We start from the raw sequence: 24,289 nt of genomic DNA on the forward strand, positions 1-24,289 counted from the left end.
TGAGCAAGGTCAGCATAGCTGATTAGATTTCCTGAATAGCTCAGCTTGCGCTGGCTGCTGTCAACTGCGCTACGAATGGCTCAGGATTCTACACATAGTTATTACGAGCTGTACAGGGAGAAACCTCCAGTTAGAGCTACCGCTGCCTCAAGCTTGTATGCGGGTCACACATGTACAACCACCTACACCATTTTCGGTTTCTCATGAATAACCCATTTGGGTGGTTCCAGAGAACGACTGGCTGTGACTGTGTCGCATGTTTGATGGAACCTCACTATGGTAATGTTTCCAAGGCCTTCAATGAATGCCTGCCAGTAAGCCATTGCCGACAACCAGCCATGCATTATCGGTTACCGAGGCAGTCTTCCCAACCATTGCAAAGACGTCGCCTTGCGACTCAAGGACTTCATTGCTTCACATGATTTCAATGAATCAATATTTCCCTTATCACCACGCGACCGAACAGTCAAATAATACAAATCCGTTTTCCATGATGCGTCATTCCAAAGCAGTAAGATTTCTTACACTCTGGCTGTTCTCGATAATCGCGTCGACACTGCTGACGTTCGTCACCATCCCGACCAAAGCAGGCGCAGCGGACCGACCGAATATCCTCTTTCTCTTCCTGGATGACGCCACATACGACGAGCTAGGCAGCTTGCCGATCGCACGGTATTTCCCGAACATGAAGAAATACGTACAGGACAAGGGAGTGCGTTTTACCAATTTCCATTCTATTGCACCATTGTGCGGGCCTGCCAGAGCTTCGCTGTTCCGGGGACAATATCCGCACAATAGCGGCGTTAAAGTGAACGCTCTTGGGTGGAAAATATTCCACGACAATGGCTACACTGATGCGGAGATGGGCATGTGGATGCGAGAAGCCGGATACACAACCGCTCTTGTCGGCAAGTACTGCCATGAAGAATACCCGGTTGCCAGCCGAGACCCAGCCTACCACCCACCCGGCTGGGACGAGTTTCATGCGAGTCTTGGCGGTGACTACTTCGATCTACCCAGAGTTTCCAATGGTGATCGTTCTCGCACCCGCCCATTCCCTCTCGATTACCGCACAGACATGGAGAGTCAAACTGCCACGGAAATAGTGAACCAGCACGACTATTCGAGTCCCCTGTTTCTGTATATCGCACCGTTCGCGCCCCACTATGCTCCCAGCAGCCGAGACCCGATGTCACACCCGCGTCATGCTGATTTGTTTTCGTCAGTACGTCTGCCACGTGTACCCAGCTTGAACGAAGCCGATGTAAGCGACAAGACGCAGCAGTACGCCTCTTTGTCCTTGCGATCAGCGGCAGAAATCAGGGCAGAAGACGAAAGGTTTCGTGAAAGGCTCAGATCGATCGCAGCCGTTGATGAGCTACTTGGTGACGTTGTTGACGCGCTGAACAACAAAGGGCAACTCGACAATACCTACATCTTTCTTACTTCAGACAATGGCTTCCAACAAGGACATCACAGAGACTTCGGAAAGAAGGATCCATTTGATCGAACTACTCGAGTCGAACTACTGGTAGCCGGCCCCGGGATCACACCTGATACTCAGTACAACCATCTGTTGGGGCATATCGACTTGGCGCCGACATTCCTGTCAATAGCAAATGCCCCCGCACCACACTACCTTGATGGGAAGTCATTCATGCCTTTGCTGATGCAACCCGACTCTGTTCCAGAAGCTCAATGGCGCGAAAGTCTGCTTATAGAGAACACGGAGCGCAAAAAAAATTCGTATGTCGATCTTGATCTGAACTACGTCGCACTAAGAAGATATGACGATATCTTCGTGCGCTGGGCCAATGGTGAAAACGAGTACTACGATCTTTCGAGCGACCCATGGCAACTAAGCAATCAATACGCGAATCTGCCATCCAGTGAACAACAAGCACTCAATGTAAAACTTGATGAGTTCATTGACTGCAGTGGAACCGAATGCCTGGATGATGGAAACACAGCGCCAAACAACTCTCGACTCGTTACCACAATTCGGCATTCAAATGACACAGGATTCGACAGCAATAATATCGTCTTGCGTGGCAACTCCCGTAGCAACGTCCCCGTAGACAAAGTGGAAATAGTCATCAGGCGCGTTCATGACAGAAAGTACTGGCAAGGGGATCACTTTGTCGATGATTATTCCGTCAATCAATCCACGCTGGAAGAGCTGGAAAACAACCGATATAGATGGTCATACGCAACCCAACTTCCACCAGAAGGACAAGCTTACTGGGTATCTGCTAGAACCACGGATTCCGCTGGCTTGCAGGATCCGTTAGCTGCCACAGCGTTTTTCACCGTCGATTTGCCACTTGACAAGAGCAAGCCAGTCGCGACCGTCGAATATCCTGCCGACACCAACAATATGGGTACACCCACCACCCTCTCCGGAGAAGCGTTCGACAACATAGAAATCGACAGGGTCGAACTCGCCATCAGGAACACCGATAGCGGACACTATTTCAACGGACTGGATTATCAACCAGACTACACACGGATATTGGTGGACAGTGAATACACTTCCAACCAATCGCTAGTCTGGACGTCTCCCACCCTTTCTCTGGAAGCCGGCTCACATCGACTCGGCATCTGGGCGTTCGACAAAGCTGGCAACAGGTCAGCAACCGACATATTGACAAACATTACAGAAGGCACCGGACCAGACAATACAGCCCCCACAGGTGTTTTCGCAACTCCCGAACAAACTGGTAGCCAGTCCAATCCTCCCAGGATTTCCGGAACTGCAGAAGACTTTGGTTCCGGTCTACAGCAGGTCGGACTTGTAGTTCGCGACTTGACCTCCAAACGATACTGGAACGGAATCAGCTTCCAGAACGACAGAGTAGTTCTGCAACCTGTCATCACGGGGCCCAACCGCCAGATTTCCTGGTACTACGATTTTCCAATTTCACTGGGTTCCGGAGACTATTTCGCTGGCCTGCAACTTCAAGACAATGCTGGCAATAACACAGTTGTCGGGCATCGATTCGCATTACTCAGCGCTGACCAATCCCCTCCAGCTCTCAGCATATCCGAGCCTGAATCGAATCGAATAACTTCAAATACCTTTCAGATAAATGGCAGTACCAGCGACGAATCCGGAATATCTCATGTGCGCATTGCGATACGCGATCTTGGAACACGACGCTTCTGGAACGGATCCGGCTTTCAGAGCACAGCGACGCACTTTGAACCCACCATTCTTGCGAACGAGTCTGAGCAGCACTTGAATTGGCGGTATGGGCCGTTCTCTCTACATTCGTCGAGATACATACTCACTGTCGACAGCTATGATACTTCATTCAATGAAACAACAGAAACGCTCGAACTCGGCGTGGGGCCAGACAACGAAGTTCCTCCAGCTGCGTTTCTCAGACCTGCAAGCTCACCGAACGCTCCGCCATACCGGCTGAGAGGTGAAGTGCTGGACGATGTCGGTGCGACACGACTGGAACTTACCTTGCGATCGAGCACAACACAGCTTTACTGGAATGGCTCATCATTTCAAGAGGAGTACACGAGAGTTTTAGCGCCACTGGGGCCATTCCGCCCTACCACTGGCTGGTCGTACGCTGTTTCAAGGTTACCTGCAGATGACTACTACCTTGGAATGTGGGCCTACGATGGGGACGGGTTGAGGTCGTTGAATTCAGACTCATTCACAATAACCGAATGATAAACAATGGCTCATGTCCCACTTGATAGCTCGATGTTGTGGGAAAATAGCAGAGATCAAGGTCAAGATCACTTGCCCTCAACCATCTCTTGAAACAATCGATCAATGCGCCCCCCTATCATTCACATTGGAGTTCACAAGGCCTTGTCGAGTTGGCTACAAGACCAGGTATTCACACCTGATGGCCCAGTCCACTGTGAGGATGTCAAGATAAGCGAAATCCTGCAATTTCTGGTGCCGCCACGAACTACGAATATTGCCGAGCCAGACTGGATCATCAACCTCAGAAAAAAGGCAACACTTGGCCAAACTACCGGAATAAGTGCGGAAAGGCTGTCTGGATACCCCATGTTGGGACTTCTCGGCCGACGGGAAATCGCAGAAAACATACACAGCGCATTCCCTGACGCATCCATACTTATCGTCATACGCGAGCAGGTTTCAGTCATACAGTCATATTATTATCAGTACCTTCATGATGGGGGAAGTCTGAGCCTGCAGGACTTTCTATCCCCAGAAGGTTTATTTGCCAACAATCGAACGTCCACATTCGACCTCAGATACTTTCAATACTCCTTCCTGGCAGACATCTATCGTTCCCTATTCGGGAGTGAGTCGGTCGTCATCGTACCCTATGAACTTTTTCGTCACGATTTCCCACAATGGCGAACACTAATGGAAAATCGACTTCAGATTGAGCTCAGTACATGTGACCCTGCCAAGAAGGTCAATACTTCTCGCGCCTATGCGGAACTTGCCTGTCACAAGTGGCTTAACCGCTTACTCGTCAGAACTTCCATCTCAGACTCCGGACTCATTCGCTCTGAGATACCGCGCAAGTTATTGAACAAGACATCAGCCGTGGTAAAGCGGGCTTCCCCGGAAAATTTCGAGTCCAATATCAAGTCGAAACACCTTGACCTCATACGCGAAAGAGTCGGTTCCTTTTTCGAAGAAGACAACCAGCGACTCAGCGATCAGACAGGCTTGAACCTTGAATCTCTTGGCTATCGATAGTACCGACCAACCAGAACGAGGAAACTGCCTTTCCGATAGCTACATCTTTGACAATGCGTGCTCGAACAGATGACGCGATTCCCCGTCCAGGGCATCAATACGCTCAAACAGATAATCACGAGTTGACTCAGGTAGACGAGAAGCAAGATCCTTTGCCTGACTTTTCGATATAAAGCCTTTGAGACAGGCGATCTCCTCCAGACATGCAACCTTCAAACCCTGCCTCTCCTCAATGGTATGTATGAAGTTGGAGGCTTGCATCAACGATTCATGCGTACCGGTGTCCAACCATGCAAAGCCTCGCCCCATCCAGTGACACGATAGCTTACCCATTTCCAGATAAAGGCGGTTTATATCGGTGATTTCCAATTCCCCTCGGCTTGATGGCTTTATCGACTCGGCCATACTCACTACATCATTATCGTAGAAGTACAAGCCCACGACAGCACAACTCGAACGCGGATTCTCAGGTTTTTCCTCTAGCGAAATCACCCTGCCTTCTTCATCAAATTCTACTATTCCGAACCGCTTGGGATCCTTCACATGATAGGCGAATATCGAAGCACCATCTTCTTTCTTTGCTGCAGCTTCCAGAAGGGAATGAAAGCCCTGACCATAAAACACATTGTCACCAAGGTGTAGTGCAACCGAGTCCTCACCAATGAACTCACGCCCGATGAGAAACGCCTCAGCCAGACCATTTGGGGAGTCCTGAATTGCATATTCTATTGAAATACCAAGCCAGGAACCATCACCCAGCAGGCGTTTGAAGTTATCCAGGTCACACTCGTTGGTGATCAACAGGATTTTTCTTATGCCAGCAAGCATCAATGTGGAAACCGGAAAATATATCATTGGCTTGTCGTACACCGGTAGAAGATGCTTGTTCATCCCTTTTGTTACAGGGAACAAACGACTACCGGTCCCGCCGGCCAGAATAATACCCTTGCTACAAGACATAATTTTTTCTCCAGAACCCCTGAAAACGAACCCGCATCCCGTTACCAGTAATTCTTCCAGTTGCTCTTGTAGAATTCATGAGTCCTTGCAACACCCTCCTCAAATGTAAAGGCAGGCTCATATCCTAACGACCGCGCTTTGCTAATGTCAGCAACATAGCCACCGGTCTCGATTGCCTTGTAGTTGTCCGGCCAATCAACATGCTCGTATGAACCTTGTCCGACTGTACCTACCACGGTTTCCACCATGTACTTGAACGTGATTCCCTTTTCATTGCCGAGATTCAGTGTTTCACCAACGGTAGAATCGGAAGCACCTGCAAGAAGAATGGCGGTAACGATATCTTCCACATAAATATAATCACGTAGTTGCAGGCCATCGCCAAATATACTTATGGGATTATTTTCCATGCATTGGCGAATGAACCAGTTGACCAGGCCGTAGTGATGATGCTGCATATGTTGTCGAGGGCCATACGGATTTGGAATGACAACATTCGTATACTCTATGCCGAAGTGCTTGTGATATATATTCTGATAGTTTTCACCAAGTAGTTTATGGGCCCCATAAATAACCAGTGGATTCGCTGGGTGGTTCTCGTTGACTGGCAGCTCGGATATGTTTCCATACTTCATTCTGGAACTGGTAAATACAACTCGAGCACCTGGATTGACGTGCCTGCATGCTTCAAGAACCGACAAGTGGCCGAAGCCGTTTATTTCAAGATCAAGAAACGGATCCGACATGCTGTGTGGATATACAACATGCGCTGCGCAGTGAACTATCAGATCAACACCCTCAACAACCTGCTTCATCTTCTCACGATCACGAATGTCGCCATTCATGATTTCGATTGAATCTTCATAGCCTTTCAAGTTGAACAGATTGCCGCCGTGGTGAGGCAGAAGACAGTCCATTACCTTTACACTTGCTCCCATGTCGGCAGCCTTGGTAGCAGCAAAACTTCCTATCATCCCGAGTCCACCAGTAACCAATACTGACTTTCCCTTATAGCTTTCTAATAACTTCATTAACCACGTTCCAGAGTACGCAATTTGTTCAAGCCGAGCATCTTGGTGCGGAGTGAAGCACGACTTCACCCTTCGAGGGTCGACCACCAGGTTGACGTCCTGTCAGAAGAGACATCACCATTGTAACCCAACGAAAAAAGGTCACATAACGGAATCCGAAAGTATGTAGAGTCAATAGCAATGGAATAGAATCTACGTGAACCGGCTCGCACGAAAACTCACTGAACCTGACGTGGCTCTGTTGAACTGGCGCCAGCATATGACAACGCTTGCAAGAAAAATCTGCGCCTTGTGTCAGGAATTGTGAACAGTGGCAGCCTATCTCGGCATCCTTCCTACCCACCCAGAACAAGTCGGAGCCACCACTCTTGTTGACTCAATTGAACAAACACCGATGAAAACCTTATCTCAGCTACAACGCCGTCTGCTGAGCGGAAGTGCGACGGTCATGTTGACCAGAATTGCTGCGATTGTCGTTAATATGGCTCTGCATGCCTTGCTGGCTCGCACACTGGACCCTTCTTCCTACGGTCAGCTGATCGTCGCGCTGAACACAGTGATCTTCGTCAGCATTCTCTGCATATTCGGCCTTGACCAATCATCAGTGCGATTCCTCGCAGGCAAATATGGATCATCAAACGAAAGTGATCGCTCACAATTGATAAAGCGAATGGCAGTCATCTGGGCGTTGGCTACTACCGCAACAACCATTCTTTTACTGACACTTTCAAGATTGGGACTTTCTGACTGGCTGAATTTGAGTCCTCAGGTGGTACCTTTCATCATCATACTGGGCGCACTCCTATCAATGGAGCAAAACCTTTCTGCCGTATTGAGAGGTTTTCACAAGATGTTGGATTCCTCTCTCTTGAATGGACGTACCGGCGGTGTTCTCAGCAAATTTCTTTGGCTTATGGTCAGCTTGGTTCTTGTAATCGCCGGACAGGAAGTTTCCACATCGACAGCGTTGTTCTATTTTTGTGGCTGCTTGTTAGTTAGCTCCATAGCGGGGTTGGCTTTGGTTTCAAAAGTCAGAAAAGAAGGCGTCCGTATCTCGAAGAACAAAGAAGTTGCTACCAGCGAAGTATCGACACCTTCAGATGATACGAAGCCATCGTCTACCCAAATGGAGATACTGGGCTACAAAACAATAGCTGCCTCATCAGGCAGCATTCTAGTCTCCAGCATTCTCATCTTTCTGACGCTTAGAATGGACGTCTGGATCGCAGGCGCAGCATTGCCACCCGACGATACCGCAATTTATGCCAGTGTCACCTGGCTGATATTGCAGACCATAGCACCCTTGCAAATTTTAGCCATTGCGATCTCCCCATCAACAGCACAGTTGTATTCTGAATCAAGACTCAGCGATCTTGAACACATGCTCAGAACAACAGCCACTGTCTATTCAACAATTACTATAACCTTCCTCATATTCTTGTGCCTACTCGCTGGTCCGGTTCTGAGTACGATATACGGCGACTTCTATGCAGCAGGTGCCCCGCTGCTGGTCGCACTGGCGATTGGCCAGCTTTTCAACTGCTTGACTGGAAACAGTGGCCAGGCACTAGTCATGGCTGGCAAGGAAAAAGTCAACATGACGGTCAATGCCATCAGCGCAATCGTACAACTGGCTCTGGGCTGGTATGCAGCCAACAATTTCGGTGCACTGGGACTGGCGATATCAACTTCTTTCACGATCTCACTGCGTTCCATTGTCATCTGGTACCTGGCCAAGTTGCTCGTCGGAGTATGGACTCATCCGACTCTCTCACCGGTCCAGGCATTCAAAAACCTGAAGTAGCATCATCTTCCAGAGTAAGATCATGCGCAAGCTTGTTTATTTGCGCATGATCACCAAACGAATCCAGGTCCATCCCAACAACCAACAGGCGAATAAATAGAATGCGTCTACTTAACGCATTGATTCCTCCAGCTTCCTCAAAATTTCTTCATTCAGCAACAAAAGCGGTTTGCCCTCCTTAACGGTCGCATTCAGCGTACCTGCGCCTGGACTGATATTGATTTTTTCCAAATGAAATGAATCCAGGTTTGCAGGTGGCCATTCCTCTTTCTCGGCGACGATGGTGTCGATGCTGTAAACCGTACCTGCAAACTCTGGAACCTCCAGAGTTATCTCGCGCTCAGCCCCGTAAGCCTCTTTTCTCATACTCCAGACAAACATGTAGTTTCCCGCAGGACCTTCTACAAGCACCTTGAAAAGACCATCTTCCTCGACAAATATACACTGGTCTACCGGTGCTACGGAGAACAGCCTGGACAGCAGGAAATAGCTGAATGCAGACTTCTTGGGCCCACTGAATACTTGTTTTCTGTCGTATTGTTTTTTCTCCGAGTACCAGAGTCCATTCAATGCAAAAGGATGATCCGAGAAAGCTTTTTTTGCCCCAAAACTCTCTCTTTCTACAGGGTAACCAAACGCCGTATAGGAAACGCCACCCGCACAGCCTAAAAGAACAGAGCGAATACCGTAAGAGGCCTGCATTTCCTCTGACTGGAACCCCAACTCTCTGGCGACTTCGCCATTCTGCTTACGAATACGCGCTACTTGAGTGTAGGTATTACTTTCGGTCATCAGGAATTCAATTTCACTTCCCTTGAAGTAAGACTTCACGCGTGCAATGTGATCCACGAGTTTTTCTGCATCTGCATATTCTCGATGCCAGTGTATGTCAATGGTTTGAACGTCCTCTTTCGCGTTCCCATGAATTGCTTCCACCAAAGTTTCGAACATCCTTGTCCTGGCCTTCTGCTCGAATACTCGAGTGCTGACTGACACGCCTGTCCTTGCCCCCGGCGAAATACTCTTGATCGCACGAGAATAGCTGGATAGCAGTTTGGCGAATGAGACCATATCAGTCTCTGCATACGGGAAGTATCGCCTGGATGCACTATCCGACTCATTTCCCAGCTGCCAGTAATCTACACGCCCATCAAGTCTAGAGGCGAGGGATCGTACTTCGGCGAGAAATTCAGTCTCCTCGGGATATTCGAAAAGATTGATCTGGACCAGTATTCTGGCGTCCAGTGAATCCAACGCTTCAATGGTCGAAATTAGACGGTCTACCTGTTTTTCGCTTTTCCAATCACCCAGGAACAATCGAATCAGACCTGGTTGCAGTTGCACTATCCTGTCAACACCTTCCGGATGAATGTGCGTGTTCAGAAATATTGCAAGCGGCTTTCTAGAGGCAAATGCAACTGAGGTATGAGTAGTCAACGCGACGACTATCAACAATAGAGAAAACCAACTTTTCAATGTGATACCTGCATATTATTCGCTCTCTACCACCGAGTTTTTCGAGGATCAAAAAAGAGGATCAATGCCGGAAGTCGAGTACACATCAGGCTGCAATATTCATTTTCTTGCCTTGTAGCACGCCCAGCAACAGTTCGACAAACTGCAGCCTGATCACTTGCATATCGTACCTGGAACGAATCAAATTCGCTGCTGACTTACCCATCTGGCTCTTTCGTTCCGGCGCTTCTGAATACGACTTGTCGATACAATCGGTGAGAGCGCGCACATTTTCACTCTCGAACAGCAAACCATGACAGCCATCAACATAGCCAGGAGGTCGCGATGCATTGTCCGGAAGAATAGAGTATTTTCCCAATGCAAGAGCCGTAAGAACTACCAAAGGCAAGCCCTCGAATCTTGCAGAATGCACAAACACGTCAGCGGCCGAAAGCAACTCAATGAAATCGTTCCGCCAGCCCGTAAAAATGACTCTCTTTTCCAAGCCCAACTCGCCTACAAGCTTCTTGACTTCGCTTACATGCACCTGATCTGCATTGTCCAACGACCCAACAATCAGCAGTTTCGAAGTACTCTTGAAGTGCGAATCTGCAAACGCCTGCACAAGCATATCCTGTCCCTTCTGCCGCTCCAATCGGCCGATATTTACGTATAGCGTAGTCTTATCGTCAATTCCCAAATCTTCTCGCGTTACCTGACGAACCAAGCCAGATGATTCCTTCACGTCTTCGAGTTCTATACCGTGAACCAGCTCAACCAATTTATCTTCAGGAACGCCAAACTCAACAAGATATTCTTGAGTAACAAATTGCGAGCTACTGACAATCAAATCTGTCTTGTTTACCCAATGCGCGTACAGTCTGCGTTTGATCGCAGGCAGAATTAGTGGGCCATGAAATGCTAACTGGTTCAGCCCACATACAACACTCTTGACTCCTGCCTTGCAGGCAACCGCAACTGCTACCGGGCGGTCACGCTGATTGATTCCGACCACGATATTAATTTTCCTGTGTTGGACCTCCCTGACCAGTCTGGAGACGATTCTCGTTCCGAAGGGCTGATCAAGTGATTTGTCCTCCAGCAACTCGACACCAGCTTCTCGCAATTCTTCCAGATACAACTCTCCCCGCTCGCGAAAGTTATCGATTGGTCCGTGAACTACAAGAACTCTGCCTCCGTTGGCAACAATACTCGAGGCGTACTCCAGCGCTACTCTTGAACCGCCGGTATTATCAGGTGTTCGCAGGGTAAATAGACAACGCAAATCACGCGCATCGACACCCGTAGCCATCGTTCGACAATTATCTGCTTCGCTTCCTGATACGGGCTTATTCATTTTCTGCCAGCATTTTCTCTGTGAGAAAGAGGGCTTGTTTGGCAACTATGTTTGAAATCTCGTACTCGAAATTTCCTTGTCGACCCAACAACTCGATTCCAAACTCTTTCAGCACTGCTTTTTCATGCGCGACCGTTTCAGACTGACTATTTCGATAGACGGGGTAGGCATCTACGGTCAGATAATGACCCACCAACTCAGGCTTTTTTAACGTCAATCCAGTTCTTTCAATATGTTTCTCAAAGTCATCCGCGATAACAGAAATATCGTCTTCCTGTACATCATCGTCCACTGTAATCTCGACGGTGAAGTAATCGTCCTCTCGTGCATCCGAGCCGGTTTCATAAAACCGGGAAAACACGGTAATTCGTTTCCACGAAGCATCATAGGTAAAGTTGAAGAAGGTATTGCCTGGCTTCGCAATATTCCCGACATAGAACAGCGATACCAGATTCCTTGTCTCTACGGCAGATGAGGGCACTTCTCCAATCAATGCCATTGCATCGGGAATCGGAATAGTCGATATCACGTCATCAAATTGATATTTCTTCTCGTTCGATGTCAATTCAAAGGTATCGTCTACTCTCACCAATGACTCGAGCTTCTGCCCATTCAATATAGACACGCCCTTGGCTTCAAGCACTTCCCTGATCGTCTCGTACATTGAACCGAACCCTTCCACGGAACGAACCAATCGTAGACCACTGACAGGCTTGATAGGCAACTGCCTTCCCGGCAACTTTGAAACAATCAGATTTCTGAGAGAGTTGTTTCGTATCTGCGGCAATCTTCTGATAGCGAATTCCACGTCCAGTTCGATATCATCGACATTGTGCAAGCGCTTGATGTAATTCTGCAAGCCACTTCGCTTGTATACGGTGCCCCCCATGTAGTATTTGCAATAATCCGGCACGCTTTGGCGGGATCGATACCTCAACTTGCTGAAGAGAAGATCTGCGACAGCGATTCCAGTTCTGAAAACACCATTATCCTTGACAAAGCGACCGATCGAAAACGGGTATCGATCAATACTATATTGAGGATTGATCGCCCGCGGAGCATATCTGACAGCGATCATTTGCTCCGCAAGATGTGGAAACGCAGCCAACAGCCCATGCTTTTCATTGAACAGGATGGTTCCGACATCAAACTCTCTGCCTTCCTGACCCTGCACTTCGAAACTCTGGTGGAGCCCTCCTACATTCTCTGATTGCTCGAACACGGTGACATCAATGTGTTCGTGATCAGAAAGATATCTGGCCGCAGAAAGACCTGCAGGCCCGGCCCCAAGGACGGCAACTCTCCTTCTATTCATACGAGTCGCCCTTTGTAGATATACACATCAATTCAGCAATCCGCCCTGTTTCTGATATACATCTTGAGTTTTCCTGCACATGTTATCCAATGTGAAACTCTTCGCAATATCCCGTGCGTTCACAGAAAAAAGATCTCGCAACTCGACATCGCAAAGCAACTTTGAGATCGCCATCGCCAGCCCCTCTGAATCCCCGAAAGCGCGCACAAATCCGTTTTTGCCGTCGAGAACGATCTGACTGGCATTGGCTTCCACAGTTGTCACAATCGGCAATCCAGTTGCAGCAGCTTCGATCAAGACATAAGGAAATCCTTCGTATCGGCTTGGCAGCACAAACATATCGAAGGCCGCCATAGACTTGGGTCCATCCTGGTATCCCAGGAATCTGATCTGATCTTGATTGAAACCATTCTCGCGCACAGCCTCTCGCATCTCATCTCCCATAGGCCCTTCTCCCACAATGGCGAGTGTCACGGGCTGCTTGACCTCAGACGACAGTTTCGTGTAGACGTCGATCAGTGCATCTGGTGATTTCTGACGGTCCAGCCGCCCTACAAACCCCATTACAAGATTATCTGGAGGCAAGCCCAGATCGTTCCTTACCTGGTTTTTCCTGAATTCACCTATCTCACCAATGCCGTTGGGAACCATTGCGATTCTGGACGGATCAATTGTGAGCTTTAGCAGGTGACTTCGCTCTTCAGGGGAAACGGCAATAATACAATGCGTGCGCTTACTCAACCTTGTTTCCACAGTTGAAACGGCAAACCGCATAAAGGTAGACAACTCCGGATTCATCGTATAAATGGCATTAGGCGTGTAGATTATTCTGCTTTGATCAGGATTGGCACATAGTCGTGCCAGAACGCCTCCCTTGCTGCTGTGTCCATGCACGACATCAGGCTTGAAGTCAGCTATCTTCTTTCTGCACAATTGAAAAGACTTCCAATCCTTGGCACTAACAAACCGGGATGTCTCTACAGGGACCCAGTTTACAGCTGGCATTTCGAGGGTCCGAGCGAGAAACCCCGAACTACACCGATTACTTCCGTAAATCACCGTGACTTCGTGAGATTTCTGCTGCCATTCGGCCAGATCCTGAACATGCCGACCAACACCCGCAAAGGAGGCCTCTACAATGTGAAGGATTCTCAAGCTATCAACCACTCCATACAGTTATTCAATTTTTCTTCCAACACGGTAATTCCCTGCCAAGGAGACTTTCGGTCCAATCTATCGTGCTCTGGAATTCAGACTCCAGCCGGCTCCTGGTTTCAGGCAGCATATCTATGGAAGTCAGATTCTTTTTACGAATCGACTCTCTGAAAGATTGCGACGTAGTCGATTTGATCAGTTCCCTGATGAACCCGTTCTTGCGTAGAAATGACATGGTTTGCGCGAGAACCTTTGAACGCGGATTACCTCCCACATTGATCTTTTGCTGAGTATCAATGGCCATATTCTCCAATTCAAGAAACTCGAACAAATCTGAAAGTACCGCATCAGGGCTTTCCGTGAACTCCTCGGAGACAATGAAGTGAAAACGCTCTCGCCCGTAGTGATCGATAAACGGTGCCAACCGTTGGCGGTATAAACTCAACCACGAAAAAAACCAGAGATGTTGCCAATTTGAAGCTCTCCGCTGAGCTTCCTCCTCCAGACCTTGCTCGAAACTTCCAGCAATCCAACCTCTGGACAGACAATACAGGTAACTGGAAAATGCACGATCTACCGGGTGTCGGAGCATCACGATGAAACGACAGTCATCGTCACAGTATTTGTCGATATTCTTGATGGCCATGTCACTGTAGCTGACCGTAGTGACGGATGCATCACCTATATATCTGCTGCCACTTTCAGCCCCGAACAACGCCTGCCAACGGATACGATCATAAACATGCTCATCATCGAACGCTTCAGAGCCTGGACCTTTGATTATGGTCTCTTTTGTCCCAAGTGCCAGAAAATGCGGCTCTTTCGGCTCACAGAACCTTATTTCGGCATGCTGATTCAATGCCTTCACGAGAGCTGTCGTGCCGCACCTCGGAAATCCGATCAACAACAGGTTGGGTGAGCTAGCCGCTGTGTTCAAAGACTTCGCCTCTTGATTGTTCTGCTACGACTGACCAACCCCTCCGCCCGCAGTGTATTTGATTGAACAGCCAGGGCAATGGCCATAGCCAACAATACGGACAACTCGGGAAACCCGGCATTACCACCAACCAGCGACTTGATGAAAAACGGGAGAAACAACATCGCAAGGATCTTGAGACGAGGTGCCGTTATTACCGACAGAAACTGCAGGAAAACAAACCAGTACATCAAGCAGACTGCCAGGAGCCCGAGAATTCCTGCATGGGCCCAGTTTCCCAGAAAGAAATTGTGGAGTGTATTGCCCGAATACGAGATATAGAACCCGACGCCAGTCAGGTAGTTACCCGATATAGCATCAAAAAACTCGTCAATCTGGCCAAGTCGATATTCGTAGGAATATGAATCCAGAAATATTCGTTCATAGATTATTTCCCCGAAGTCCGTGTTCGTCATGAGCAGGAGCAAGAGTCCAGCCCCCAGGGAGCCGTAAATAACGAGACGTATGATTGCACCACGCGTTACATCTCGCCGTACAAGTATGTAGATGACAACAGACAGGAACATGATTAGGATTGCTGATCTTGCGAACATTGTCATGACAAGAAGAAGCAGGAACAGAAAAAGCATGAAATCAAGAACAGCGTATTTCTTCTGATTGAGTTGAAAAAACCCGAAAGCCAACAGGTACATGATCAGCAACAGGCTCATGCTGAAGGCGTTGCGCTTGCTACCTGAAATCAGCAAATCATCACTCTCAGGTGAAAATGCATTGAATATCGGCCTGTAAAATGACGACAACATGGTTCGATATTCGTAGTGCGTCAGCCAGGCAACAAACTCGGAGATGAAGTTCATTCCCATTGAGTTCGCTGACAACACAAGAAATACAGCTGTACTCAAAGCTCCTATACGTCCCAGCACAACCAAGTCCGTAGACTTGACTCCATTAACGACAACCAGATAAATAACTGCTGAATACAACATGCACTGCTGAATCAGATCGAAACCATTGAAGGTAGCGTGTGAAAGGAAAGCTACAGCAGACGTAACGGCCACCAGCAGATAGGCGATCAGGATGGTCTTGAATCTTCTATCCAGACTTCGCCTGTCGGTAAAAAATATCGCGAAGGCGAGCAAGATATAGAGAATACTGCCCGCATCTCTGATGTTGATGCTGCCACCAGGAAAGCTGATACGGCCCCACTGCAAAGGTACAAATGCGATGAGCAAGCAAAGTGATGCCAACCGGAATCTGTTTCTGGTGTTGGACTGTGACATTTGAAAGGCTACTCAATCGTTACGAAAGACAGAAATATTCTAATGCGCGTCTTTCGAACTCAAGACAGCAGGCACCGTTTTCAGCAGAATGACAAAATCCAGCCAAAGTGACCAGTTCCTCAGATACCAAAGGTTCAGCTGTGCGCGCTTCTGGTAGCTGAGCGAGCTTCGTCCGCTTACTTGCCACAATCCGGTCAGCCCAGGCCTTACCCTCTCGTAGTCCACGAGACTATCGCCATACTGTTCTCTCTCGTCTGGCAAAATTGGACGTGGCCCCACAAGACTCATGTCTCCCAATACGACATTCCACAGTTGCGGCAACTCATCAAGGCTTGTTCGTCGGAGTAGCTGGCCAAATTTACTGATTCTTGGGTCGTTTTTCAGTTTGAAGCTCGTTAGCCACTCGTTTCTGACCTCACGATCGGTGGCGATCAGCTTCTTCAGTCTATCGTCAGCATCTTCATACATCGACCGGAATTTGTAGCATTTGAATGTTCTCCCGCCTTTCCCTATTCTGGCAGAGCCATAGAAAACCGAACCGCCGTCCAGTTTTGAGATTCCTGCAACGAGAAGTAGAACAGGCGAGAGCACAAGGAGCAACATACTTGCCAAGGATATATCAAACAGCCGCTTGTAGACTCTGGCGACTGGCTTGTTGAAATTCGCGAGTCGCACGAACAGAGTATCGAATTTCTCTACAGTAAGAATTTCGGAGTTGACTGTCGACAAGCCGTGCATCGGCCTTGCAATGACCACGTAGCTGAAACTTCTGACGATGTTATCCACCAGTCGACCTGTATTTGTCGTGCTGTCTTCGTCGCTAAGTGCAAGCAGCAAATGCGCGGTTGGAAATCTCATTTGCAACGCGTTGATAAGTGCATAACAATTTTCCACCGCACCACCCTCATCTGAATCTTCTATGAGTTTCAGTGAGTCCATATCAATCAAGGCTGCAACCCTGTACCCGAGCGAATAGTCGCTATTGATAGCCTCTACACAACTGTCAACACGATGCCTATGCCCAACGACAATCAGTGGTACATGTAGTAATTTCAGCCGTTGCAAGATTCTCTTTGCACACAGCCTGGCAATTGGGCAGAAAAGTGCCAGCATCAGATATGATGATCCTACCCAGAGGCGAGACGCGTGAGCCTTTTGCAGATAAAGGAGAAAGACTACGATCACGGCTGAGTAGATCAACATTTTCAACAGGTCGCGAGTTTCATCCCAAAACGACTTCACGCGGGTGTAGTGCCCCCAACTGTACGAGAACCACAATATCGCGCACAACGGAACGGCAAAGGCCAGGATTACCGACGAAGACGACGCTATCGTGGGTTGTGGCTCGATCCCGATAAAAACGCGAATTGCTGGCACAAGGAAATATGCCAAAGACAAGGCCACCATCGTTGCGATGATGTCAGTACATACCAGCACCCCGGAACGAACGAATGTGGATTTCGCGAAATGGTCTTTATTCTGGATCAGCGTGACAGAACGAGAGAACAGGCTGTTGTCCCTTCGATGCTCAGTCAGTTCCACGACAGGAGCGGACCTTTTCTTTTGTTCGCTGGCCCTTCTCTTCTCGAGAACCATACCGCTTTTGCTCATTCCACTACCTCATTACAAACCAAACCAGGTTTATTGACATGCTCGCTGGCCAACGTCCACCACGGGGCCACTGAACTGCAATGACCGTCTGACATACGATGTTCTCTAATTTCTCCTTTATTTACTGAGTTCCACACCTCAGTAAGGGCTTTGGCAGTCATATGGTTCATCAAACTTTGAATTCAATTGTCGAGCCCTCGATGATTTCTCGCGCACAAGACAGATCGAGAACCACAAACAAAGGGCACATCCAAACTGTACGCCTCATAGATCATGATATGTCATCCCATACCTCTCTTCGGCAAGAGACAACGATCCAAGCGAGCACAAGTCATTTGCACTCAGAGTCGATCTACAGCCGATCATTTCGCAGAATCGGATTGTCTTCGAGGGGTCCACAAACGCGGGCTTGGGATGGAATTCATGAGGAACAGGCAGCATTGGCTTCCAACTTCTACTTGATCGAAAAAACCTTCCGCAACCAACATGTTGCCTTGATGCATGGCATTCATATCAGCAGCCGAAAAGTAGTGCTATCCGTCTTGTCAGCTCTTGGAGTCCGTACCGCGCACCATGATACCTATAAGATTCCTTATTGGGGGGACTGAAAGTAGATTGTTGCAATTCAACAACATATGGACACGATCGCGCCTGACTGACGTACTTGCATCCGTATGACAGGGGCCATCTGAGTCTCTCGAACCAGCTCCCGATCCTGAACCCGATATCGCCGCCAAGACCCGGTTTCGCCACTTCGCCTGCCGGATCAACCGGCGGTTTCAAGGCGCCAGAATATGTAGCGAACGTGCGAGCCTACCCCCAACAGTTGAGCAATTGTCAAAACGTCAACAACCATGAAGAACAAATAGTGCCTACAGATGCTCCGCATACTTTCACGTGCCATCGGATGATCACCCCGCCCCCCCCCAACGATGAAACGGGGACTTGTCAGAACAACTGCTTCGATTGACAGAGATTCAAAACCATGGAGTCCGTTTGGCATTTGAGTTCAGAGCACTCAAGCGAAAAGAAATTCTGTACCAGTGATGCTGCTCTACGACTTGCCAAAAAACAATCGCTACAACACAGAACAATGCTCCGGAAAGCAATTGCGATTCGGCAGTTCTTTGACACGTAGCAATTCCAGGGCATCAACGAGTTACGGAGTTCTGACAAATGCCTTTTCTCAATCTTGCCAAACGCAAGGACCACTGAGAATCTCGCCTATTGAGTCAGTCCCCGTAACCCCCATAGGCCCTGGTTGCACCTGCGCTCCAGCAGACCCGACGCCACCAGACGGCCCTGGAGGTCCGGCTTCACCCTCAGCCCCCTGTGGCCAGCCGCTCCTCCAGGTCCCGGAAGACTCACTGGCCCAGTCATGCCGATGGCAATGGCTTCGCAACTGCGCCTGCAGCCCTCACCGTGTTGCACGATATTGAAGAGCCTTCCCGTACGACTCACACAGATATTTATCCCACCATATACCGGGCCAGCTCCTCAATTGCTTGCGCACCAGAGACAACCGCAACCCTCGCAAGTATACAAACATCTATTAATACAATACCCAACAGTCAATTTGATAATGATTCCCTGATGCAGGACGGTCAACTATACTTTCTACTAGACACACACCTGTCCTCGAGACGATTCCCGCACTCTACCGTCGTCATATCACTTTAGCGTATGAGTGTTAGCGTCCCTCAGCCGGATACAAACCGTCGATGTTTCACTGGACCCAAGGTAACCGTCTCATGCGATTGAATATTCCACCCCGAAGCAGCGTCTCTGCTGTGATATTGCTTGCGTCAGCGCCTACGCAGGCATCTGTCGTCATCAACGAAGTTCTGGGTAATACAACAGGCCCCGATACCGAATTCATCGAGCTGTACAATACAGGCCCGTCCGAGGTTGACCTCACGGGCTGGACTATCGAGCTCTGGGACAGTGACGAAGGCAGCAGTTTCGGACTCAGTGACGGGAACAGTCCCTACAGCCTCATGAAGGGCGCCCTGCTGCCAGCTCAGGCTCATTACCTGCTCGCCAATTCAACGGCAGAAGCGGCTTTCAGCGTTGTCGCTGATCAGCCTTTGCCGGCCAACGCCATCGAGAACAGTTCGTACACCATTCTGCTGAAAGATGCCTTCGGCAACATCGTGGACTCTGTATTCATCACGGACGGTGGTGAAGACGACAGCGCCAACGACATGAGCACTCCCATCTCTCCCGCTCTGGTAGTGGGGCCGGATGGCAATTTCTTGCCTGCCGGTTTTTCACGATCACCCGATGGTAGCAGTGATGTCGTTGTTCTCGAATTCAGCCCGGTTCCTGCCGCATCCGGAACTCCGACTGCCCTCGGCACTCAACCCGTGGATGACACAGTCGTGGCCAGCATCATGGCAATTCAGGGTGCGGGCCACAGCTCTCCTCTGGAAGGGCAGAATGTCATCACCGATGGCGTGGTCACCGCAGTCGATTCCAACGGCTTCTTTCTGCAGGATGCTCACGGCGATGGGGACGACACCACGTCAGATGCCCTGTTTGTCTTTACCGGCAGTGCACCGACTGTGTCAATGGGCGACGCTGTGACCGTCGAGGGAACTGTCGGCGAGTTCTTTCCCGGTGGTACATCCAGTGGCAATCTGTCAACCACCCAGATCAGCAATGCCCAGATCACCGTGCTGAGCCAGACCCTACTGCCAGCACCTGTCATTCTGGGACTGGCCGGGCGAGTCGCCCCGGATCAGGTCATCGACGATGATGCATTCACCTCTTTCGACGCCACTACCGACGGCATCGACTATTTCGAGTCCGTGGAATCCATGCGCGTGATCGTACCTGATCCATTGGTCGTTGCACCCACCAACCGATTCGGTGAAATCTTTACCGTTGCAGATCTGGGAATCATGGCCTCTGGTCTTGGCGCACGGCAGACGTTGAATATCAATGCCAGCGATTTCAATCCTGAAAGAATTCAGATTGATATCGATTCAAGCATCCTGCCGGGGTTTGCGACCCCCACGGTCAATACCGGCGCCTTGCTCTCCGATGTATCGGGAGTAGTAGGTTATTCCTTCGGCAATTTCGAAATTTACCCAACTACGGATTTCAGTTGGACAGAGTCACTGCTGACCCCTGAGATCTCAAACCTGTTCCCGGACAGCGAACACGTTACCGTAGCAACCTACAACGTACTCAATCTCGACCCGGAAGACGGTGATGGCGACACTGATGTGGCTGACGGCCGATTCAACGCACTGGCCGCGCAGATCAGCAACGCATTGAACGCACCAGATATCGTCGCTCTACAAGAGATTCAGGACAACGATGGCTCACTCGATTCCTCAGACACATCTGCCGAAGCGACGCTGCTATTGCTGGTGGATGAAATAGCAGCCGCGGGCGGCCCGCGCTACGAGTTTCAGGATACCGTTGGTCTGGAGCCTGAGTCGGTCGGCGGACAGCCCTTCGGTACAATTCGCGTTGCCTACCTTTATAACCCGGATCGCGTACAACTCGTATCGCCCGCCGAGCCACTGACCGAGCTGAGCGATCACGCTGACAATCCTGAAAATCCGTTCTTTGGCAGCAGAATGTCATTGCTGGCGCGGTTCGCTGTTAACGGTGAAACAATCACACTGATCAACAACCACTTGTCCTCCAAAGGAGGCAGCGCTCCCATTTTTGGAACATCACAACCCTTCGAAGCACGACAGGAGGATGTTGCGGTGAACGGATCACTGGATGAGCGTAGGCGCCAGGCTGAGGCCATTGCTGACAAGGTATCTCAGTTACTGGAAGAAGATAATGATGCTCGAGTCATTGTCCTCGGCGACATGAACGAATTCGAGTTTGTATCGCCTGTGGCAAGTATCCTCGGTAACGAACTGTTCAATTCGACCGAATTGCTGGCCGCGGATGAGCGTTATTCATTCATTTTCCAAGGCAATTCCCAGCAGCTGGACCATGTGCTGGTCAGCAGTTCCATATTCGATTCCGTCGAGGTGGATGTCGTACATGTGAACAGTGAATTTGCCGAAACCGATGCGCGTGCCAGTGACCATGACCCGGTGATCATCCGGTTTGCCATGGGTAGCGACGCCGATGCTGACCAGGTTGCCGACTCAATAGACAACTGTCCACTGATACCCAATGGCGAGCAGAATGACTTCGACGGAGACCTTATCGGTGACGCTTGCGACGATGACGCAGACGGAGACGGGCAATTGAATGAGGTGGACTTCTGCCCCCTCACACACATCCCGGAATTGGTACCGACGCGCAGCCTGCGTCGCAATCGATATGCGTTGACGGGTAGCGAGGAAGATGCTTACCAGTTCACCAGCACCTCTCGACGCAACCTCAATCTCGCCGACACGGCTGGCTGCTCCTGTGAACAGATACTGGAATCGACAGGAATCAACAGCGTTAACCAGCTCTCCTTTGGTTGCACTGCATCCACTTTATTGAGATGGCAAAGAGAAATTACCCGGCCGCGACGCAGCAACCCGAGGGTGCGTTAGACGCACTGATCCGAGCAGCCAGTCACTTTGTACGTGGCTGGCTGTTTCACCCCAAGGCAGCTAGCAACTGTCAGACAACACCAGAAGGGAAGATTCCTGCGCACCTGCTGAACGCAGCGGTTGTAAGACCTACCGCAGTTGAGTAATACTGATGCATCGGTTGGAGGGAGAATGAACATGTCTGCTCACCCTGTTGAACTGATCCTGTCCGGAATCAAGCGGGAAAGCCCCAGTGCTCTACTGGCCGCGGTGAGTCTGCTCTGCTCGACCATCAGCTTGGCACAGGAGCCTGTACCAGCGGGTATCCAGAGTATCGAACCGACTGACCACGTAAGTGGGAATGCCAGGACTACGGAGGCCTACAGCATACTTCGCCCCCTTATCAGGATCAACATACCGTCTCACGATGAATTGCTCGTTGGTGAGCCATTGGTATTCAGTGGTACTGTCAGCAACACCAGCCTCGCTTCACTGGAAAAAGTGGAGGCGGCACTGTTCAATATTGTTTCCAGACAATGGCTCGACTTTTCCAGTAGCAGCTTCTCATCGGATGTGCCGGTGACTGAACAGGCAGAGCTCACAAGCGATGACGAAGGTAATGTCATCTGGAACCTGACCACCGGTTTACCCCAGGGTCGCTACCAACTGAATGTTCGTGCGATCAATCAGGATGGCATACGATCCCGTGACAAGGACAATCACCCCTGGAACCGGCAGCGGTTTTTCGTGGAGGGCAGTGATACTCAGTGGCCAGAGATAAGCTTTGAGAATCCGGCCTTTGATGGTGACCTGTTGCCACTGAAACCGACCTTGTCCGGTTTGGCAAATGATGCTGGCGGTTCCGGAATCGCTCGCGTGGATGCTGCCATCAAATCCTTGAGTTCCGATCTTTGGCTATCATCTGACGAAGGCACGTTTGCCAGTACGAGAGTGAATCTGCCAACACAACTGACACCAGCACTTGGTGGCGCGCAGCAGTGGTCTCTCGACACCCATCTGCCTGCGGGACGATATCGCCTCTTGCTGCGTGCCTATGACAATGCGGGCAACCGGGCAGAAGATCCCACGACAGCATCGGTGCTATTCGTGCGCCATTTTCGCATAACCGGCAATGACACCGTACCGCCTACGGTTGTGTCAACGCGCCCACTTCATTCCCGCACTGTCTTTATCGGCTCCAGCCCACGATTCGAAGGTGTCGCGGAGGATCCGGATTCAGGTATAGAGCGCGTGGAATTTGCTGTCAAGGAAATGGAAACCAACCTCTGGCTTGATCCAGACACAGACACATTCAGCCTCGACAGCCGAGGTATCGAATCAGCCTTGCTCTACCCTTCCGATGATGGTCACACCGTCTGGGTGGCGCAGGCTCACGGCTTTCGCACTGGACGCTACCGACTCAGTTACCGTGCTATTGACAATGCAGGCAATCGCTCTGTGAACGACAACGGCGGTATCTGGAACATCATTCAGTTTGACGTGTCAACACGCTGCGTGGGTTGTTGATGGCTTGTGCAAGTACAACTCGGCTTCCAGGGCCACACCGTCACATTCATTCGACAGGCTAGACTGTAGATTCGCAAATTTGCAGATCTGCCGCAGAAAAGTTGTCAACAGATATCCAGGTAGCTACCTGTTCCGATTCTGCACTCACCTCCAATGTCCCATCGATATTGACCAACTCGAGTTCTGCGTCTCCAGTGTCGGAGTCCGGTGAACTCATCGAAAACATGCTATTGCCAAGTGACGTGAATACACGATTCTCAGCGTAGAAACAGTTCTTGCCCTCTGGATCCTCCACGTAGCTGATTGCCTCTCCATTGCCGCCAATCAGCAAATAGGACTCGAAGCCACTGCCTGGCTCGGCTATATTCCAAAATCCCTCTATGGCACGAAACTCACCCTGTACCTCTTCTCCAACCACGTCGTCAGAATCTTCAGTAGCAATCTCTTCATCGGCAGCGTCATTTCCACCATCACCAGCCCCATTGTTACATCCGCTCAAACTACAAACACACAAAAGAAAAACCCATTGACGCCAGTCAAGCCGACACATTGACATTCTGAAAATGATCATTGTTCCCATCCTGAAAGCCATTGGAGATTTCGTACGGAAATGTTCGATACCCACGATACTCTATCAGTAAAGAAACGCCCTA

The 24,289-nt window shown here is 49.7% G+C and carries 15 protein-coding genes; 5 read left to right on the forward strand and 10 right to left on the reverse strand.

The genetic code is table 11. The features are described 5' to 3' along the window. Positions 1 to 418 precede the first annotated feature (418 nt). Together ACUNV4_RS17850 and ACUNV4_RS17855 are read left to right on the forward strand one after the other, a co-directional pair. A complete protein-coding gene (locus tag ACUNV4_RS17850) occupies positions 419 to 3,688 on the forward strand; it encodes a sulfatase-like hydrolase/transferase (RefSeq protein WP_430879949.1) in 3,270 nt (1,089 codons plus the stop codon). 105 nt (positions 3,689 to 3,793) lie between these two features. After that, a complete protein-coding gene (locus ACUNV4_RS17855) occupies positions 3,794 to 4,705 on the forward strand; it encodes a hypothetical protein (protein WP_430879950.1) in 912 nt (303 codons plus the stop codon). A 39-nt stretch (positions 4,706 to 4,744) separates the two neighbouring features. On the opposite strand, the gene rfbA is transcribed toward ACUNV4_RS17855, so the two are convergent. Continuing rightward, entirely contained in the window at positions 4,745 to 5,665 is a 921-nt protein-coding gene (gene rfbA, locus ACUNV4_RS17860; RefSeq protein ID WP_430879951.1) for a glucose-1-phosphate thymidylyltransferase RfbA, read from the reverse strand. Between the two features lie 41 nt (positions 5,666 to 5,706). Then, a complete protein-coding gene (locus tag ACUNV4_RS17865; RefSeq protein ID WP_430879952.1) occupies positions 5,707 to 6,696 on the reverse strand; it encodes an NAD-dependent epimerase/dehydratase family protein in 990 nt (329 codons plus the stop codon). A 310-nt stretch (positions 6,697 to 7,006) separates the two neighbouring features. On the opposite strand from ACUNV4_RS17865, the gene ACUNV4_RS17870 reads away from it, so the two are divergent. Further along, positions 7,007 to 8,500, forward strand: a complete 1,494-nt coding sequence (locus ACUNV4_RS17870; protein WP_430879953.1) for a lipopolysaccharide biosynthesis protein — start codon at positions 7,007 to 7,009, stop codon at positions 8,498 to 8,500. A gap of 111 nt (positions 8,501 to 8,611) precedes the next feature. Here the strand turns inward: ACUNV4_RS17870 and ACUNV4_RS17875 are convergent, their stop codons facing one another. The 7 genes from ACUNV4_RS17875 to wbaP all read right to left on the reverse strand — a co-directional run bounded on the left by ACUNV4_RS17875 (position 8,612) and on the right by wbaP (position 17,610). Beyond that, entirely contained in the window at positions 8,612 to 9,976 is a 1,365-nt protein-coding gene (locus ACUNV4_RS17875) for a hypothetical protein (RefSeq protein WP_430879954.1), read from the reverse strand. An 85-nt stretch (positions 9,977 to 10,061) separates the two neighbouring features. Then, the gene (locus ACUNV4_RS17880; RefSeq protein ID WP_430879955.1) at positions 10,062 to 11,312 is read right to left on the reverse strand and encodes a glycosyltransferase family 4 protein; all 1,251 of its coding nucleotides are present in this window, start codon (positions 11,310 to 11,312) and stop codon (positions 10,062 to 10,064) included. Next, a complete protein-coding gene (locus ACUNV4_RS17885; RefSeq protein WP_430879956.1) occupies positions 11,305 to 12,627 on the reverse strand; it encodes a protoporphyrinogen/coproporphyrinogen oxidase in 1,323 nt (440 codons plus the stop codon). The genes ACUNV4_RS17880 and ACUNV4_RS17885 overlap by 8 nt, the downstream gene beginning before the upstream one ends. A gap of 27 nt (positions 12,628 to 12,654) precedes the next feature. Next, the gene (locus tag ACUNV4_RS17890) at positions 12,655 to 13,782 is read right to left on the reverse strand and encodes a glycosyltransferase family 4 protein (protein WP_430879957.1); all 1,128 of its coding nucleotides are present in this window, start codon (positions 13,780 to 13,782) and stop codon (positions 12,655 to 12,657) included. A 25-nt stretch (positions 13,783 to 13,807) separates the two neighbouring features. Then, entirely contained in the window at positions 13,808 to 14,719 is a 912-nt protein-coding gene (locus tag ACUNV4_RS17895) for a sulfotransferase family protein (protein WP_430879958.1), read from the reverse strand. Beyond that, the gene (locus ACUNV4_RS17900) at positions 14,716 to 15,999 is read right to left on the reverse strand and encodes an O-antigen ligase family protein (protein ID WP_430879959.1); all 1,284 of its coding nucleotides are present in this window, start codon (positions 15,997 to 15,999) and stop codon (positions 14,716 to 14,718) included. The genes ACUNV4_RS17895 and ACUNV4_RS17900 overlap by 4 nt, the downstream gene beginning before the upstream one ends. Before the next feature lie 39 nt (positions 16,000 to 16,038). After that, a complete protein-coding gene (gene wbaP / locus ACUNV4_RS17905; RefSeq protein WP_430879960.1) occupies positions 16,039 to 17,610 on the reverse strand; it encodes an undecaprenyl-phosphate galactose phosphotransferase WbaP in 1,572 nt (523 codons plus the stop codon). 1,751 nt (positions 17,611 to 19,361) lie between these two features. Here wbaP and ACUNV4_RS17910 point away from each other — a divergent pair. Then, positions 19,362 to 22,130 carry a lamin tail domain-containing protein gene (locus ACUNV4_RS17910; RefSeq protein WP_430879961.1) on the forward strand — a complete coding sequence of 923 codons (2,769 nt, stop codon included), beginning with the start codon at positions 19,362 to 19,364 and terminating at the stop codon, positions 22,128 to 22,130. A gap of 177 nt (positions 22,131 to 22,307) precedes the next feature. After that, positions 22,308 to 23,636: a hypothetical protein gene (locus ACUNV4_RS17915; RefSeq protein ID WP_430879962.1), complete on the forward strand. Its 1,329-nt coding sequence runs from the start codon at positions 22,308 to 22,310 to the stop codon at positions 23,634 to 23,636. A 58-nt stretch (positions 23,637 to 23,694) separates the two neighbouring features. Here ACUNV4_RS17915 and ACUNV4_RS17920 read toward each other — a convergent pair whose 3' ends face one another. Continuing rightward, on the reverse strand, positions 23,695 to 24,207 hold the full coding sequence (locus tag ACUNV4_RS17920; protein WP_430879963.1) for a hypothetical protein: 513 nt from the start codon (positions 24,205 to 24,207) through the stop codon (positions 23,695 to 23,697). Positions 24,208 to 24,289 lie beyond the last annotated feature (82 nt).

The organism is Granulosicoccus sp. 3-233 (genome assembly GCF_052681095.1).